The sequence below is a fragment of the Vibrio sp. D54 genome, assembly GCF_021728075.1.
GTDB classification, from domain to species: Bacteria; Pseudomonadota; Gammaproteobacteria; order Enterobacterales; family Vibrionaceae; genus Vibrio; species Vibrio alginolyticus.
Genome location: NZ_JAKKCS010000005.1, coordinates 206,122 through 222,627 on the forward strand (window position 1 = coordinate 206,122; position 16,506 = coordinate 222,627).

Here is a 16,506-nt window from a genome sequence, read left to right on the forward strand (position 1 = left end):
AAACACAATGACCAAATACGAACAAATCCAACAAGAACTAGTTGAATCACCAAAGACGTGGTTAGTAACGGGTGTTGCGGGCTTTATTGGCTCAAACCTACTGGAAAAACTACTCAAGCTTGATCAAACCGTAGTGGGTTTAGATAACTTCGCGACAGGCCATCAACACAACTTAGATGAAGTAAAAGGCCTAGTAAGTGAAGCACAGTGGGACCGTTTTACCTTTATTGAAGGAGACATCCGAGAGCCGAAAACATGCCAACAAGCCGTAAAAGGTGTTGATTACGTACTACACCAAGCAGCACTCGGTTCTGTACCTCGCTCTATCGCTGATCCACTAACGACAAACGCAGCGAACATCACCGGCTTCTTAAATATGCTGGATGCAGCAAAAGAAGAAGAGGTATGCAGCTTTACTTATGCTGCAAGCAGCTCGACATACGGTGACCATCCAGCATTACCAAAAGTGGAAGAAAATATTGGTAATCCGCTTTCTCCTTATGCAGTCACTAAATACGTAAATGAGCTTTATGCTGGTGTATACGCCCGTACTTACGGTTTTAAAACGATAGGGCTTCGTTATTTCAATGTATTTGGCCGTCGACAAGATCCAAACGGCGCTTATGCTGCTGTAATTCCAAAATGGACAGCGGCAATGATCAATGGCGAAGACGTCTACATTAATGGTGATGGCGAAACAAGCCGAGATTTTTGCTACATCGACAACGTAGTACAAATGAACCTGTTAGCAGCAACAGCGGAAGAAGATGCAAAAGACGAAGTGTATAACGTCGCCGTTGGTGACAGAACTACGTTGAATGACCTGTACTATGCAATTAAAAATGCGCTGAACGATAATGGTGTTCTAGTAGATGCTGAGCCTAAATATCGAGAGTTCCGAGCTGGTGATGTGAGGCACTCTCAGGCTGAAATATCAAAAGCTAAAAATAAGCTAGATTACTTACCAGAGTTCAAAATATTGAAAGGTATAAGTGTCTCCATGAAATGGTATAAAAATGAAGCTCTATAATGACTAAAGACATATTTCACAGATTGTTGAATCATAAAATGATAAGGAATGTTCTTATTCTTATGTCAGGAAGTGCGGGGTCTCAGGTAATAGGTATTTTATTTATACCTATTATAACAAGATTCTATGGTCCTGAGGCTTATGGAATATTAGGTGTTTTTATTGCTTGTCTTGGAGTTTTAATTCCATTATCTACCTTTGGTTTTCCTGGTGCAATTGTGCTTCCCAAAGACGAAAGAAAAGCAATTAATTTGGCTAGATTATCAATATTAACCTCGTTGATTGTGTTCCTTTTTTCTTTTGTTATTATTTTTTGTTTTGGTGAGTATGTTTTTAATCAAATCAGTGATGGTAAGTTGATTGATTTTATGTACTTAATTCCTATAGGAATGCTAATGGGAGGGTGGCTTGACGTTTCGCACCAGTTATTAATACGAAAAGGCGATTTTAAAACAATAGCTTCTATTTCCATATTACACTCCTTTTTGAATTATGGTGGACAAGCCCTATTGGGCGTTTTAAATCCAATAACTAAGTTTCTATTGGTAATCCATGTTGCTAGCTCAGCTATCAGAGTTATTACTTTAAATAAATTAGGAATGTTTGGATTCTTTAGTTTTGGATTTCTTAAGTTGCCAAATAATTTTAAGGAAATTATATATGAATATAGGGAGTTTCCTTGTTATCGAGCACCTCAGATGATTATAAATGCTCTTTCTCAAAGTGTGCCTGTTATTCTATTTGCTTCTTTGTTTTCTCCTGTTTCAGCCGGTTATTATGCTTTGACTAGAACCATATTAAACGTACCCATTAGGCTTTTAGGTAACTCTCTTCAGAATGTTTTTTATCCCAATTTTAATAATTTAGTCGTTAACTTGAAATGTTGCTCCAATCTCTTGTTAAAAACGATGTTTATATTGTTTTTACTAGGTTTAGTCCCATCCCTGATAATTTTTATTTATGGTCCTGATCTTTTTTCTATTGCTTTCGGTGAAAAATGGAGAACATCAGGTTCTTATGCGCAATGGCTTACTTTATGGCTTTATTTGGTTTTGATTACTCGACCAGTTGTAGCTGCTATTCCAGTATTGGGACTTCAAAGATGGTATTTGGTTTTTGAGGTTGTTAGTATTATTGTTAGATGTTTGGTTTTTGTTTTTTCAGCATCGTTTGAATTAGATGAATTGTCAGTGGTGGCTATATTTAGCTTGTCTGAGGTTATTTTGCATATAATTCTGGCTGTAAAGGTTTATATGTCTTCAGTTAGTCATGATGTGAAAGTTAATCAAATAAAATTTATTGGATAATATAATTATGAAGTTAGGTGTTTCAGTTGTTATACCATTGTATAATAAAGAAGAGTTGATTGAAAGTTGTTTGATGTCCGTCATTAATCAGTCTAAGAAAGTTGATGAGATCATAATCATAAATGACGGCTCTAAAGATAACTCTGTAAATGTTGTTAAAGATGTAATTGAAAATAATAAAGATCATAATATCATACTTTTTGAACAAGAAAATCAAGGTGTTTCGGTTGCAAGGAATAAAGGAATAAGCCTTGCGAGCTTCGAGTATATATGCCTCTTGGATGCCGATGATTTGTGGAAAAAAGAATTTATCTCTAAGGTTCATGAATTAATTTATAACTATCCTGATGCAAGTATGTATTGCTTGGGGCATGAAGTTGTGAGAAAAACGGGAAGATTTAAGCCTAAACATGGGTTAAAGAATGGTTTTCAAGGCTATGTGGATGACTTTTTTAAGTCTTCACTGGCTGGAAGTGTAGCTAAAAGTTCAAAAGTTTGCATTAAAAAGAGTAAGCTTGAACAAGGGAATTTGTTTCCAGAAGGTGTTACGGCAGGAGAAGATTTGTATGTCTGGATTAGCTTAGCTTTAAAAGGGAAAGTCGTTTGTGATACTGAATCTTTATGTATAGTTAATCAAATAGAAGATGAGTCCAGAGGAGCTCGAGTTAATTCAGTTCCATATCCATTAGAGTATTACTCAAGAAATAAAGAAGAATTAACTTTCCATGCCAAAAATTATATTTCTCTAATAGGATATAAACATGCAATATCGGCATTGTTCAAGGGTAATATTAATCTTTTTATAAAGAGATGGGGTCTTACATATAAATTTTCCAGAGTTAGGGCTGTAATACCATTTTATCTTATATATATAGTGATTAATTAATCATGCTTCTTGTTGGAAAAAAGAATAGTTATTTTTTTGTTGTATTTTCCTTTATTTTTCTATTTGCTATACTCCCTTTGTCCTTTTTAGTAGGTGGTAGAGATATAAGCATTGGTACTGATACGGAAAATTACTATAATTTATATTATTGGTTTGTAGAAAGTAAGTATATGGCTCTGGAGCCTGGCATCTATATATTTGCATATATATCTGATTTGCTAAACGGTGGGGCTTTTCTGTTCTTTTCTTCTATTTTTATATTTTATTATTTTTGTATAAGTTTCTCTTATTATAATTTTTTCTATTCAAAGTTGGCGTTACAAGAATTTCTTGTGTTTTATGTTTTTATTTGGGGGGCTTTATTGGCATCTAGTTGGTTTCAAGTTGCCACAATTAATGTATTGAGACATGGATTAGCTTTAACAATTCTTTATTCTTCTGCTTCAATGTTGATGAATAAAAAATATATGTTTGGAGGGTGTCTATATGTTGTTTCGATACTCTTTCATTATTCTTTAATTATGGTTTTTCCTTTTGTTTTTTTATTTTTATTGAAAGAGAGGATGTTTTATTTTTCATATTTTTTGTTGGCAGTTTTTTATCCTTTAGGAGTGAATGAGGTTTTAATTAGCTTTCTCTCTAGTATAACTGGAATTCCTTTATATTCTTTAGTGTCAAGTTATGCTGAGGATAATTTGCTATATGTGGGTTTTAACCTGTATTTTTATCTCTATACTATATTTTGGACGTTATCTGGATTATTTGTAATCAGGTTTTTTTGTAGACCAGAAATGAAGTCGCTTCTTAAAGATATGCTTAGGATTTATAGCGTCTTATCAATGATATATTTTGTTTTTGGGTTTGCTGCATTTTCCAATAGATATGCTTTTTTTTCTTGGCTTTTTATCCCATTTCTTCAAACTGCACTAATGTCATCTGTTAATGTTATCTCTAATATAAAAGCTTACATTGCATTGCTTTTTTTAATTATTGGCTTTATTAACTATTACTTTTTATTTTAAATTTAATAAAATTTTTTCTTAACGATATAAATGGTTTTTACGTATGAGAGTTCTTGTTTTAGGGGCAAAACCTGCATCTTTATATAATTTTAGAGGGTGCTTTATAAAGAAATTGTCTTCTTATGGCTGTAGCGTATGTTCTATTGCTTCTGGAGCTTCTGAGCAAGAGATTAAGAAAATTAATGAACTTGGGTCTGAGTATAAAGATATACATATTGGTAGAAGTGGTATCAACCCATTTGTTGACTTTAAAACATACTACTGCTTACGGAAACGGTTAAAGAAAGATAGTTACAATATAATATTATCATATACTATTAAGCCAGTGATTTGGGGGGGATTAGCTGCTCGCTCGGTTCCTGACTGTAAGTTTTATGCGTTAATTACCGGGCTTGGATTCGCTTTTCAAAAAGGTGGTTGGAAGAAGAGGTTATTGAATAAGCTTGTTGCCTTTCTATACAAAGCCGCTTTAAAAAATTCAGAAAAAGTAATTTTTCAGAATCCAGACAATAAAAATGTCTTTATCGAACAGGGAATAATTCCAGAAGATAAAGCTTGTATTGTCAATGGTTCCGGGGTTGATCTATCACACTACACTTTATCGCCTTTAGCTGTAGAGAAAACAAGGTTCTTGCTTATTGCTCGTTTATTGGGCGATAAAGGTATTCGAGAATACATACGTGCAGCTAATATTGTTAAGAAACAGTACCCAACCGCACAATTCCAATTAGTTGGACCTGAAGATCCATCACCTGACGGAATTTCAATAGCAGAACTGAATGATTTGAACATTGATAACGCAGTCGAATACAAGGGTGCTACTGCAGATGTAAGACCATTTATCGAAGAATGCACAGTTTTTGTATTACCGTCTTATCACGAGGGTTTGCCAAGAACTGTACTGGAAGCCATGGCAATTGGTCGACCTATTCTTACGACAGACGTTCCTGGTTGTAGAGAGACAGTAGTAGATGGATTAAATGGTTTTCTAGTTGAGAGAGGAAATGTAGAACAGTTAGCTTCAAGAATGATTTGGTTTGTAGAAAATTCAGAAAAGTTGTCAGGAATGGCTCAAGTCAGCAGAGCGATGGTTGAGGAAAAATTTGATGTAAATAAAGTGAACGAGGATCTCAGTCGAATTATGAATTTAGATAACATTAATAATTGTCAAAGAAGTAATGAGAGATATAAATGAAGCGTTTAGTTGATTTTCTAGCTGCCTTGATGGCTCTAATATTGCTTTCACCAATAATAATAATTACAACAATGTTGATTTTCTTTAAGTTAGGATCTCCTGTCTTATTTACACAAGATCGTCCTGGAAAAAATGGAAAGACATTTAAGATGTTCAAGTTTAGAACTATGACAAGTGAAAAAGATGATTCAGGGCATCTATTACCAAATGAACAGAGAATGACAAACTTTGGTAATAAATTAAGGTCGACTAGTCTAGATGAACTCCCTGGCCTAATTAATGTTTTGAAGGGAGATATGAGTTTAGTTGGACCTCGACCATTATTAGTTGAGTACTTGCCTTTATACAGTGAAGAGCAAGCTAGACGTCATGAAGTTAGACCCGGTATTACTGGTTGGGCTCAAGTTAATGGAAGAAATGCAATTTCTTGGGAAGAGAAATTCAAACTCGACGTATGGTATGTAGATAATCAGAGTTTTTTTTTAGATTGCAAGATTATTTTGTTAACGATAAAGAAAGTATTTATTAGAGAAGGGATTAATAGCTCTGATAATATTACGATGCCCAAGTTTAAGGGTGAGGTAAATGAGTAAGTCATTAATAATTGTAGGAGCAAGCGGGTTAGGTAAAGAAGTTGCTTGGTTAGCAAAACGCTTAGGTATTGATATTCTGGGTTTCTTAGATGATAGAGAGGAACTTATTGGATGTAGTTTTTATCATTATCCAGTTTTGAATACGGTATCTAATTGGTGTGAATATAAAGACTGTTATTTTTCTGTAGCTATAGCATCTCCTAGAGTGCGAAGAAAGATAGTAGAAAAAATGAAGTTATCGGACGAGCCAAAGTTTGTAACGCTAATCGATCCAAGCGTTGTCATTGAAGAAGTTGATAATATTGGATTAGGGTCCATTATTTGTGCAGGTTCTGTTATCACTGCAGATGTTATCATTGGCGAATTTGTAATAGTCAATAAATTAGTTTCAGTTGGGCATGACGTAACCATTAACGATTTCTGTACTATCTCACCCAAAGTAATGCTAGGTGGAAACGCTAATATTTTAACTGGTACTGAAATAGGTGCTTCATCTTCTATTAGGCAAGGGCTTAGTCTAGGTGAAGGCTCTGTGGTTGGAATGGGTAGTACAGTAGTAAAAAATGTAGATTCAAATAGCCTCTATTTCGGTTCTCCAGCAAAAAAAGTAAAAGAATTGTCTCCATTTTAGCTTCTATAACTTGTCAGGAAATAATAATGCTTAATACTCCATTTTCACCATGGCCTTCTTTTACTCAAGAAGAAGCCGATGCAGTTAGTCGTGTACTACTGTCAAACAAAGTAAACTACTGGACGGGTAGTGAGTGCCGTGAGTTCGAAAAAGAATTCGCAGCTTGGGTTGGATGTGATCATGCTGTTGCACTAAGCAACGGCACCCTTGCACTTGATGTCGCGCTTAAAGCGTTAGCGATTGGTGAAGAGGACGAGGTTATTACGACGCCTAGAACGTTTCTTGCTTCTGCGTCCTCTATTGTTACGGCTGGTGCTAATCCTGTTTTTGCGGATGTAGATCTAAACAGCCAAGCCATTACTGCTGAGTCGATTGAAGCTGTGCTGACACCAAAGACTAAAGCGGTCATCGTTGTTCATTTGGCTGGTATGCCAGCAGAAATGGATGCCATCATGGCGCTTGCAGAGAGACATGGTTTTTATGTTATTGAAGATTGTGCTCAAGCACATGGCGCAAAATACAAAGGGCGCAGTGTCGGCACAATTGGTCACATTGGTGCTTGGTCATTCTGTCAAGATAAGATCATGACGACAGGCGGTGAAGGCGGCATGGTGACCACGAATGATAAAGATTTGTGGTCAAAAATGTGGTCTTACAAAGATCATGGTAAAAACTATGACGCGATTTATAACCGTCAGCATCCACCAGGCTTTCGCTGGTTGCACGACAGCTTTGGAACCAACTGGCGTATGACTGAGCTACAAGCTGTGGTTGGTCGTATTCAATTGACTCGCATGTCAGAGTGGACGGCAAAACGCCAAGCCAATGCGGCACAAATCGATGAGGCTGTTGCAGATCTCAATATCGTTCGACGCGTTCACGTGCCTGAGCATTCGCAGCACGCTGAATACAAACATTACCTTTTTGTTGAGCCTAAACATTTGGCAGAGGGCTGGACGAGAGATCGCATTGTGGAAACCATTGTGGAACGTGGTGTTCCGGCTTATCAAGGTAGCTGCTCTGAGGTGTATTTAGAAAAAGCATTTGATAATACGCCATGGCGACCAGAAAAACGTTTGCCGAATGCAGTGCAGTTAGGTGAAACCAGTTTAATGTTTTTGGTTCATCCAACATTATCGTCAGAAGAAGTCGCTAAAACGTGCGGTGTGATCCGTGAAGTGTTGTTAGAAGCGCAGAAGTAAACCAGTTCGGTCTAAGTGGGACGCATAAATAATAGTGCTTTAATATGTCGTTATTTATGTTTTCCTGTAACAGCGTCCCACCACTTGATGAAAATGTAAAATGTCTGCTACGCAGATTGCTTAAAAGATGCGATGCAGTGAGAGAATATGCAATTAATGGTTCTATACATAATCATCAAGTTGTATAATCTTTGCTCAGGCTATCTCATAATATTAACTAGCATTACCACCAAACTCTAAAAATAAACTTGGGGTAATGAGGCTTACATACTGTCATGATTGAAAATAATTCCAAACTTAACGTCATTTGGTCTTTACCGAGATATCAAAAGCGCCTTATTAGTATCGGAGTGGATTTCTTTATTATCTCTGCTGCTTTTATGTTTGCTTATTGGTCTCGCATTGGTGAATTCCGCCCACTTCCAGATACAAGCAGTAACTATGTACTGTTGGCAACCATTGTGTGTACGCTTGCTGTTTTTGTCTCGTTTGGCCTCTATCGAGCGGTGCTACGCTATTTAGGCTTTCATGTTCTGGCAGTCGTCGGGTTGGGTACGATTCTATCTGCGCTTTGTGTGGCCAGTTTTGCTTTCGCATTTGATGCCCAACTACCACGCTCGATTCCTTTTATTTATGCCGCTTTTCTTGCGATCGGGGTAGGGACTAGCCGTCTGCTGGTAAGGAGCTTGGTTGCTCAATCGGTACACAAAGCCGGAGCGCCAGTTCTTATTTATGGTGCGGGTAGTGCCGGTCGTGAGCTTGCGTTTGCGCTGCGACAATCAGAAACCTACCGAGTTATTGGCTTTGTCGACGAAGACAAAACGCTTCAAAACACAATGCTAATGGGTTACCGAGTCTATACAGCGGATAACGCGATGAAGGCGATTAGAAAGTATGAAGTAAAAAAAATCTTACTTGCTATTCCTAGCGCTTCAAACAAACGCCGTAAGGAAGTCTTAGATAGAATTTCTAAACTGCCTGTTGAAATCCAAACCGTTCCAGATATGAAAGATATCCTTACGGGTAAGGCGAAAATTGATGAACTGAAAGAGGTTCCGATTGGTGATTTGTTAGGTCGAGACCCTGTTCAGCCGCAACAAGTATTAATGGAAGCGAACATCAAGAATCAAGTAGTGATGGTGACGGGAGCTGGTGGTTCAATTGGCTCTGAGTTATGTCGTCAGATTTTAAACTACTCGCCAAAATCATTGATCTTATTTGAACTGTCTGAATTTGCGTTGTATCAGGTGCACAGTGAATTGAGTCAAATCATTAAAGCTAACAATCTGAGCATTGTCGTCGTTCCATTGGTTGGCTCTGTGCAGAGACAAAATCGCTTAGAAACTACTATGAAAGCCTTCGAGGTGGACACGGTTTACCATGCTGCGGCGTACAAACATGTTCCGCTGGTGGAGTACAACGTTGTTGAAGGTGTAAGAAACAATGTGTTTGGCACTTACTATACAGCGCAAGCGGCGATTGATGCAGGTGTGAAGAATTTTGTTCTTATTTCTACTGATAAGGCTGTTAGACCAACGAACGTGATGGGTGCGACTAAACGTATGGCTGAGTTAGGGCTACAGGCGTTGGCGGAGCAACAAAACCGAATTCGTGAGAGCAACCCTAATCTGGGTACGCGTTTCTGTATGGTGCGCTTTGGTAATGTTTTGGGTTCGTCTGGCTCGGTAATTCCTGTATTCAAAAAACAGATTGAGAAGCGAGAACCTATTACGGTCACCCACAAAGACATTACTCGATACTTTATGACAATTCCAGAAGCTGCCCAGTTGGTTATTCAAGCTGGGGCGATGGGTAAAGGTGGCGATGTATTTGTTCTCGATATGGGGGAGCCCGTTAAGATTGTCGATCTAGCGAAGAACTTGGTTTACCTGTCAGGGCTCGAAGTTAAAGATGAAAACAATCCTCATGGCGATATAGAGATTCTCTTCACAGGTTTGAGACCGGGAGAGAAGTTATATGAAGAGCTGTTGATTGGAGATGACAATGTTTCCGAAACGGCACACGCACGTATTATGACAGCGCAAGAAAGTTACCTACCACTAAAAGAGTATGAAATCTTAATCGACAAGCTCGATGTCGCCTGTCACAACTTCCAACACGAAGTGATTCGTCGCTTGTTACTCGATGCTCCTACAGGCTTTAATCCAGTGGATGGCATTGAAGATCTCGTATGGAAGCAAAATACTCGCACTGCGGAGTTATATACTTTTGAGCCAAAGCAAAGTAATGCAAGTGAAACTTGATGCTTTTTTCTGGTTGGTAAATAATAGAAAAATTAATAAGATATGTTGTCTTGGTGCTCGCAGTGTTGGTTTGTTTACTACGAGCGTAACGTGAACATGTCGTAATCTCAAAAAGGCACTTCTGAGTGCCTTTTTCTGTATTCAATACATTAACAGTGGCTAAAACTGATGGCACAGAAAACGATAAAAACAGGGATAGCAGCATTATCGCTGCCGCTACTGGTAAGTACTTCTCTTACCGCTCAGGAGTTGGCGACGCTGCCTTCGAACCAAAGCTTTACCGGATTGACTTTTACGCCCAATGCACAGTCTTTAAATTACGGCGATTTTTCTTTTACGTACGCTCAAGGCTTACCATTTAGGACGGCAGTTCAAGATTTAGATTCTCTTAAGTTTTCGTTTGGCTTGCTTGAGGGGTTAGAAGCTCACGGAAGAATCGTCACAGATGATTACACCTCCAACTGTTTTTATGATTGTGGAGACATTCGTGATTTATCTATGTCTTTCAAGTATCAGGTCCCTAACTTTTGGGGTTCGGAGAATCTCGACTTTGCTCTAGGTATTCAGGATTTGGGTGGCGCCGGAAATCAGTTCAGCACTAAATACGTAGTTGCAGATTACTCGTTCGACTTTGCTCCGGTTCGCGTTTCTGCAGGTTATGGGCTTTCTGATATTGAATTAGGTGTGATGGATGGCCCATTCGGTGGTATTGAATATCAACCATTGAGCTTTTTACAGGTTAGCGGAGAATACGATGCTGTGGAGTTTAATTCTTCGGTCAAGCTTTTTACCCCACAAGGCACATTGCCTTATGATGTGACAGCCTCGCTCAGTTATCAGCTTTACTCTGGCCACAATACTGATGAACAAAATATTTGGAACGCGGCACTTTCAGTACCTCTAGTTACTGGGTATACACGTTCTCGCGATTACTCGCGCAATAATCTCACGTTAATGGAAAAGCTGTCTTTGGAGCAGAATAAAGCTAAAGAGGCTTCTATTTCTGCTTTAGTGAGCGCGCTTCGTAATGAAGGCTTTGTGAATATTCAAATCGGTTTGCTGAATCAAACAACAGTAGTGGCGCTAGAAAACCGTCGTTATAACCATAACCAAGTAGATGGTTTAGGTGTTGCTATGGGGATCATCTCTAGCCACCTAGGTCAAAACGCGGTATCAGAAGTGGGTGGTGATTCAGAGCGTATTGAGCTATTTATGCTCGCAAACCAAAAGCCCGTTGTTAGTGTGCAAGCGAATTCAACGTGCTATCAGAGTTTTATCAATGGTTCTGCTGCGTGCGAGGATATTAAGTTCACGACACGAGATTTAGCCGAAAAACTTGAGTTGGTTAACTGGAAAACAGAGCGCGTAAATAGCGGCGCACTAGACTCTCAACTTGTCTTTTCACCAATGGTTCGTCATGCCGTTGCGACCGAGTTTGGTGTTTATGACTACTCTTTTGCGATGTCGAGTAACTTATATACCTACCTTTGGTCTGGCGCGGCTGTCGATGTTCGCCATATTTTGCCGTTAGCGGAAACTGACGATTATGAAAAATGGGGATACTTTGAGGATAGTGCTTACGAAAATGATATCGAACGCGCAATGTTGCACCAATTCTTCCGTTTACCTTATGTCGATATTGCGAACCAAGTATCCGTCGGTCTGGCGAAAACAGATTATATTGGCGCGAGAAGTGAGTCTACATGGTTTTCTCAGTCTGGTGCGCACGCTTTGAGTTTGGAAATGAGCTACTTCCAGCACGTCGATGAGAAAGATGAAAATGGCTATGAAACTCTCGATCGTCAAACTTCGCTAGCTCGCTATACTTTTTCAATGCCCGAATGGGATTGGCAGTTTAACGCGACAGCGGGTGAGTTTTGGCGGGGCGATGTTGGTGCTAAGCTAACAACATCGCATTGGTTTGAGGATATTGAGGTTTCTGCTACTTATCAGGTTACTAAGTACAAAGATACTGATGAAGAGCAGTTTGTCGCTGTGTCAGTCAAGCTACCACTAACACCTTGGCGTGATATGTCTCCTGGCTTATTGCAGGTTCGAGGTAACGAAGCTTATGACTTTAATGTGATGACGCGAGTAGGCAATGACGTCAATTTCTTAAGTGATGGACAAGGTGATGAGCTTATCATGGACAACAGCATGCTACGTCGTTACTTCAACCGTGGTCGTTATGGTAGCGATTACTTTGAAGAGAATAAGATTCGCTTACGTAACGCCTACCTGCGTTACTTATCAACTCAGTTAGACTAAACCCATAGAACAGTACGATGTATAAAAGCGGCCAATGTGCCGCTTTTTTATTTTCTAATGTGTGAAGCTTAGGTTGCACAATATTGTTTCACTATCCAAAAATTAAAACTATTGATATTCTGATATAAGAACTAAAGATTAGGGTATTGGAATGAAAATAGCGGTTGCCGGTACGGGGTATGTCGGGCTCTCTAATGCGATGTTGTTAGCCCAAAACCACCAAGTTGTTGCACTTGATATTGTAGAAAAAAAAGTTGAGTTGCTTAACAACAAGTGTTCACCCATTGTGGATAAAGAAATTGAAGATTTTCTGTCTAATCGAGAACTAGACTTTACTGCTACCACGGACAAAGAGCTCGCCTACAAAGGTGCTGATTTTGTTGTTATAGCAACGCCAACGGATTATGACCCACAAACCAATTACTTTAATACGGCTTCCGTCGAAGCGGTGATAAAAGATGTAATGGCGATTAATCCAAATGCTGTAATGGTAATTAAGTCTACAGTGCCTGTGGGTTATACTGCACGCATTAAGCAAGAGTTAGGTTGTGAAAATATTATTTTCTCGCCAGAGTTTCTTCGCGAAGGCAAAGCACTTTACGATAACCTCCACCCATCTCGCATCATTGTTGGTGAGCGCAGTGCACGTGCTGAGACATTCGCCAATCTTCTAGTTGAAGGGGCGGTAAAAGAAGACATCCCAGTTTTGTTTACTGATTCTACAGAAGCTGAAGCGGTTAAGTTGTTCTCAAATACTTACCTTGCAATGCGCGTAGCTTATTTCAATGAGTTAGATTCTTACGCTGAGGCGCATAATCTTGATTCTCGCCAAATTATCGAAGGTGTTGGTTTGGACCCCCGTATTGGTAACCACTACAACAATCCTTCATTTGGATATGGTGGTTATTGTTTACCAAAAGATACCAAGCAACTTCGTGCAAACTATCAAGATGTCCCAAACAGTATTATTGGGGCCATAGTGGAAGCAAATCGAACTCGTAAAGACTTTATTGCTGAGTCTATTCTCAAACGAGAACCTAAAGTGGTTGGGATATACCGTTTGATAATGAAAGCTGGCTCAGATAATTTCCGCGCTTCGTCTATTCAAGGTATTATGAAGCGTATCAAGGCAAAGGGTATTGAAGTGGTGGTGTATGAACCAGTACTTCAGGAAGACGAGTTCTTTAACTCATGTGTAATCAACGATCTGAATGAGTTTAAACACAGTGCCGATGTGATTGTCTCTAACCGTATGGTTGAAGAACTTACTGATGTGGCTGATAAGGTGTACACGCGAGACCTATTTGGTAGTGATTAGACTTTAGTTAAGATGATCGTGTGTAATCTAGTACACAAACAAAAAGGGATGCATGATGCATCCCTTTGTTATTTTTACTCTCAGTAAAAACGAGATTAAGCTTTTGCTTTAGCCGCTGCTTTAGCGATTGCTGCGAAGCTTTTCGCGTCTAGAGAAGCGCCGCCAACAAGAGCGCCGTCGATGTCTGGTTGTGAGAAGTAAGCTTCAGCGTTTTCTGGCTTAACAGAACCGCCGTATTGGATGATTACTTGTGCTGCAACTGCTTCGTCTTTCGCTGCGATTAGTGCGCGGATAGAAGCGTGGATGCGTTGTGCATCTTCAGCTGTTGCTGCTTTACCAGTACCGATAGCCCAGATTGGTTCGTAAGCGATGATTGCGCCGTTTAGAGCTTCAACACCGTAAGTGTCGATAACTGCGTTGATTTGACGTGCACATACTGCTTCAGTTTCGCCAGCTTCGTTTTGCGCTTCAGATTCACCGATACAGAAAACTGGAGTTAGACCGTTTTCTTTTAGGAAGTTGAATTTCTTAGCGATGAACTCGTCAGATTCGTTGTGGTATTCACGACGCTCTGAGTGACCGATGATGATGTGAGTAGCACCGAAATCTTTCAGCATTTCTGGAGACATATCGCCAGTGAACGCACCGCTGTTGTTTAGGTCAGTGTTTTGAGCACCTAGGATGATCTTGTTACCGCCTTCAGCGATTACGCGCTCTGCTAGGTCGATGTAAAGTGCTGGTGGAGCGACTGCTACGTCAACACCTTCAACGCCTTCAAGTTCAGCGTTAAGACCAGTTAGCAGCTCAGTTACCATTGCTTTGCTGCCGTTTAGTTTCCAGTTACCCATCACTACAGGACGACGCATAGGAATATCTCCCTTATCTTTAATGTAAATAGTCAATTAATGTAAAAAATCTACGTAGGAATATAACAGAATAATGTGAACAGATCATGATTGGCGTCATGTCTTGTCCGGCTTTCTTTGCTGATTCGACCAAGCATCGATCCTGTTATTTTTGTCAAAAGCAACCGATTGGTGATCGCGTAGACAGAATGATAGTTCATTCCTCGGAAATTGCTGCTGAGATTGGTATTACTACGCGCTGGAATTAATTGTTGTAGAAAGGAGTCAAAATGCCAAATCTCGTTTTAGAGTATTCAAACTCGGTGGAAGAACGCGTCAATGTTCAGGGGTTGCTGGAGGATTTACATAAAACGGCGTTAGAAAGTGGCCTTTTTGAACTCGCGTCGGTGAAATCTAGAACGCTCCGGTGCCACAATTGGTTAATAGGAGAGGAGGGAGATAGCCTCGATTTTATCCATATCAACTTTGATTTGTTATCTGGTCGCTCCCAAGAACAAAAGCGAGAACTGTCACGAGCCTTGATGGCGACACTTCAAGAGCAAGCTAGTTACGTGCACAGTTTAACGGTCAATATCCGAGACATGGATATAGATAGCTTCCAAAAGGTAGTGAACTAGGTTGCGCTGAATTGCCCGAGAATAGCGAGGGGTTATTGTTACGAATTCTCAGCCTTGCTCTGCTTGTTATAAGGGTGTTGTGGGCACCCAAGCTATCGGTGTCCTTTCCAAACTATATCGACTCGGCTAATCTATAACCTTTCTACTTTGGGGTAAAATTTGATGTCGACTAAAGAGTTACTGTTTTCTTTTCAAGGACGTATAGACCGTAAAACCTACTGGATTTGGAACGTAATTTACTATGTGTCCATTCTAGGCTTTGGTGCCGGTATCAGCCAACTGCTTCCTACTCTCTCCTATGTGCTTCTTCCTATTTTCTTGGTGGTTCTGTTGATCCCTGATTTGGCGATCACCACCAAGCGTTGGCACGACCGCAACAAATCGATCTATTGGCTAGCACTGAATATTCCGCTGATTATCGGACGAATTGCCACGCCAATGACTAGCCCTGCCGCGCAAGAGCCGTCGACCCCACAGATGTTCGTCGCTTCCATTTCTCTGATTTGTGGTTTATGGATTCTAATTGAATGTGGTTTCTTAAAGGGAACATCAGGACCAAACCAATATGGCCCTGAGCCGGAGTAATCGCTTCAAGTACCGTGCGTGCTGAAAGTAGATTCTTAGTCTCGCTAAGGCTCGCTAGAATGACGAACTCTTTTGATTTAGAGGCTGTTAAACTCACCGTCATTCTGAACTGCGAGGGACGATCGTGATTCAGAATCTATCATCCAATTGTACGGTGGTTTAGGTGAACGGGAAAGAATAGGAGCTTGCTGATACCAGATCCTTAGTCTCGCTAAGGCTCGCTAGAATGACGAGCTCTTTTGATTTAGAGGCTGTTAAACTCACCGTCATTCTGAACTGCGAGGGACGAGCGTGATTCAGAATCTATCATCCGGTTGAGCAGTGGTTAAGCTGAGCGGGAAATAATAGGAGCTTGCTGATACCAGATTCTTAGTTTCGCTACAGCTCGATTGAGTGACGAGCTCCTTTGATTTAGAGTCTGTGAAAGCCACTGTCATTCTGAACAACGAGGAATGAGCGTGGTCCAGAATCTATCATCCGGTTGAGCAGTGGTTAAGCCGAGCGGGAAAGAATAGGGGCTTGCTGTTACTAGATTCTTAGTCTCGCTAAGGCTCGCTAGAATGACGATCCTTTTTGGTTTGGAGGCTGTTAAAGTCATCATCATTCTGAACAGCGAGGAACGAGGTGACTCAGAATCTATCATCCGGCTGAGCAGTGGTTAGCTGAGCGGGAAAGAATAGGAGCTTGCTGATACCAGATTCTTAGTTTCGCTGCGGCTCGCT

14 protein-coding genes are annotated in these 16,506 nt (G+C 40.0%); 13 read left to right on the plus strand and 1 reads right to left on the minus strand.

Annotated elements, in window-relative coordinates; translation table 11 throughout:
* Nucleotides 1-7: 7 nt before the first annotated feature.
* From L3V37_RS09390 to L3V37_RS09440, 11 genes are all read left to right on the plus strand, one after another.
* Nucleotides 8-1,030, plus strand: a complete 1,023-nt coding sequence (locus L3V37_RS09390; RefSeq protein WP_130544815.1) for an NAD-dependent epimerase/dehydratase family protein — start codon at nt 8-10, stop codon at nt 1,028-1,030.
* 38 nt (nt 1,031-1,068) lie between these two features.
* Nucleotides 1,069-2,337 carry a lipopolysaccharide biosynthesis protein gene (locus tag L3V37_RS09395; protein WP_267135803.1) on the plus strand — a complete coding sequence of 423 codons (1,269 nt, stop codon included), beginning with the start codon at nt 1,069-1,071 and terminating at the stop codon, nt 2,335-2,337.
* A 7-nt stretch (nt 2,338-2,344) separates the two neighbouring features.
* Complete coding sequence (locus L3V37_RS09400; protein ID WP_130544813.1) at nt 2,345-3,223, plus strand: glycosyltransferase family 2 protein; 879 nt, start codon at nt 2,345-2,347, stop codon at nt 3,221-3,223.
* A 2-nt stretch (nt 3,224-3,225) separates the two neighbouring features.
* Nucleotides 3,226-4,245, plus strand: a complete 1,020-nt coding sequence (locus L3V37_RS09405; protein WP_130544812.1) for an EpsG family protein — start codon at nt 3,226-3,228, stop codon at nt 4,243-4,245.
* 43 nt (nt 4,246-4,288) lie between these two features.
* Nucleotides 4,289-5,440: a glycosyltransferase family 4 protein gene (locus L3V37_RS09410; RefSeq protein WP_130544811.1), complete on the plus strand. Its 1,152-nt coding sequence runs from the start codon at nt 4,289-4,291 to the stop codon at nt 5,438-5,440.
* The gene (locus tag L3V37_RS09415; RefSeq protein ID WP_130544810.1) at nt 5,437-6,033 is read left to right on the plus strand and encodes a sugar transferase; all 597 of its coding nucleotides are present in this window, start codon (nt 5,437-5,439) and stop codon (nt 6,031-6,033) included. Before L3V37_RS09410 ends, L3V37_RS09415 begins: the two co-directional genes overlap by 4 nt.
* Nucleotides 6,026-6,664: an acetyltransferase gene (locus tag L3V37_RS09420; protein WP_130544809.1), complete on the plus strand. Its 639-nt coding sequence runs from the start codon at nt 6,026-6,028 to the stop codon at nt 6,662-6,664. Before L3V37_RS09415 ends, L3V37_RS09420 begins: the two co-directional genes overlap by 8 nt.
* Nucleotides 6,665-6,690: 26 nt before the next feature.
* Nucleotides 6,691-7,866, plus strand: coding sequence for a DegT/DnrJ/EryC1/StrS aminotransferase family protein (locus L3V37_RS09425; protein WP_130544808.1), 1,176 nt, complete (start codon nt 6,691-6,693; stop codon nt 7,864-7,866).
* A 275-nt stretch (nt 7,867-8,141) separates the two neighbouring features.
* The gene (locus tag L3V37_RS09430) at nt 8,142-10,130 is read left to right on the plus strand and encodes a nucleoside-diphosphate sugar epimerase/dehydratase (RefSeq protein ID WP_130544807.1); all 1,989 of its coding nucleotides are present in this window, start codon (nt 8,142-8,144) and stop codon (nt 10,128-10,130) included.
* 168 nt (nt 10,131-10,298) lie between these two features.
* On the plus strand, nt 10,299-12,398 hold the full coding sequence (locus L3V37_RS09435; protein ID WP_237306225.1) for a YjbH domain-containing protein: 2,100 nt from the start codon (nt 10,299-10,301) through the stop codon (nt 12,396-12,398).
* A gap of 151 nt (nt 12,399-12,549) precedes the next feature.
* On the plus strand, nt 12,550-13,716 hold the full coding sequence (locus tag L3V37_RS09440; RefSeq protein WP_237306226.1) for a nucleotide sugar dehydrogenase: 1,167 nt from the start codon (nt 12,550-12,552) through the stop codon (nt 13,714-13,716).
* Nucleotides 13,717-13,811: 95 nt separating this feature from the next.
* Here the strand turns inward: L3V37_RS09440 and tpiA are convergent, their stop codons facing one another.
* Nucleotides 13,812-14,582: a triose-phosphate isomerase gene (tpiA, locus tag L3V37_RS09445; RefSeq protein ID WP_005384863.1), complete on the minus strand. Its 771-nt coding sequence runs from the start codon at nt 14,580-14,582 to the stop codon at nt 13,812-13,814.
* Nucleotides 14,583-14,851: 269 nt separating this feature from the next.
* Between tpiA and L3V37_RS09450 the strand changes: the two genes are divergently transcribed.
* Together L3V37_RS09450 and L3V37_RS09455 are read left to right on the plus strand one after the other, a co-directional pair.
* Nucleotides 14,852-15,199 carry a 5-carboxymethyl-2-hydroxymuconate Delta-isomerase gene (locus tag L3V37_RS09450; protein ID WP_237306227.1) on the plus strand — a complete coding sequence of 116 codons (348 nt, stop codon included), beginning with the start codon at nt 14,852-14,854 and terminating at the stop codon, nt 15,197-15,199.
* Between the two features lie 162 nt (nt 15,200-15,361).
* Nucleotides 15,362-15,784: a DUF805 domain-containing protein gene (locus L3V37_RS09455; RefSeq protein WP_033905993.1), complete on the plus strand. Its 423-nt coding sequence runs from the start codon at nt 15,362-15,364 to the stop codon at nt 15,782-15,784.
* Nucleotides 15,785-16,506: the final 722 nt, after the last annotated feature.

What these genes read in the sequence shown, in the direction of transcription:
- tpiA (WP_005384863.1), bottom strand. Translation starts at nt 14,582, where the DNA reads ATGCGTCGTCCTGTAGTGATGGGTAACTGGAAACTAAACGGCAGCAAA.
- L3V37_RS09405 (WP_130544812.1), top strand. Translation starts at nt 3,226, where the DNA reads ATGCTTCTTGTTGGAAAAAAGAATAGTTATTTTTTTGTTGTATTTTCC.
- L3V37_RS09455 (WP_033905993.1), top strand. Translation starts at nt 15,362, where the DNA reads ATGTCGACTAAAGAGTTACTGTTTTCTTTTCAAGGACGTATAGACCGT.
- L3V37_RS09430 (WP_130544807.1), top strand. Translation starts at nt 8,142, where the DNA reads ATGATTGAAAATAATTCCAAACTTAACGTCATTTGGTCTTTACCGAGA.
- L3V37_RS09410 (WP_130544811.1), top strand. Translation starts at nt 4,289, where the DNA reads ATGAGAGTTCTTGTTTTAGGGGCAAAACCTGCATCTTTATATAATTTT.
- L3V37_RS09420 (WP_130544809.1), top strand. Translation starts at nt 6,026, where the DNA reads ATGAGTAAGTCATTAATAATTGTAGGAGCAAGCGGGTTAGGTAAAGAA.
- L3V37_RS09425 (WP_130544808.1), top strand. Translation starts at nt 6,691, where the DNA reads ATGCTTAATACTCCATTTTCACCATGGCCTTCTTTTACTCAAGAAGAA.
- L3V37_RS09440 (WP_237306226.1), top strand. Translation starts at nt 12,550, where the DNA reads ATGAAAATAGCGGTTGCCGGTACGGGGTATGTCGGGCTCTCTAATGCG.
- L3V37_RS09450 (WP_237306227.1), top strand. Translation starts at nt 14,852, where the DNA reads ATGCCAAATCTCGTTTTAGAGTATTCAAACTCGGTGGAAGAACGCGTC.
- L3V37_RS09415 (WP_130544810.1), top strand. Translation starts at nt 5,437, where the DNA reads ATGAAGCGTTTAGTTGATTTTCTAGCTGCCTTGATGGCTCTAATATTG.
- L3V37_RS09435 (WP_237306225.1), top strand. Translation starts at nt 10,299, where the DNA reads ATGGCACAGAAAACGATAAAAACAGGGATAGCAGCATTATCGCTGCCG.
- L3V37_RS09390 (WP_130544815.1), top strand. Translation starts at nt 8, where the DNA reads ATGACCAAATACGAACAAATCCAACAAGAACTAGTTGAATCACCAAAG.
- L3V37_RS09400 (WP_130544813.1), top strand. Translation starts at nt 2,345, where the DNA reads ATGAAGTTAGGTGTTTCAGTTGTTATACCATTGTATAATAAAGAAGAG.
- L3V37_RS09395 (WP_267135803.1), top strand. Translation starts at nt 1,069, where the DNA reads ATGATAAGGAATGTTCTTATTCTTATGTCAGGAAGTGCGGGGTCTCAG.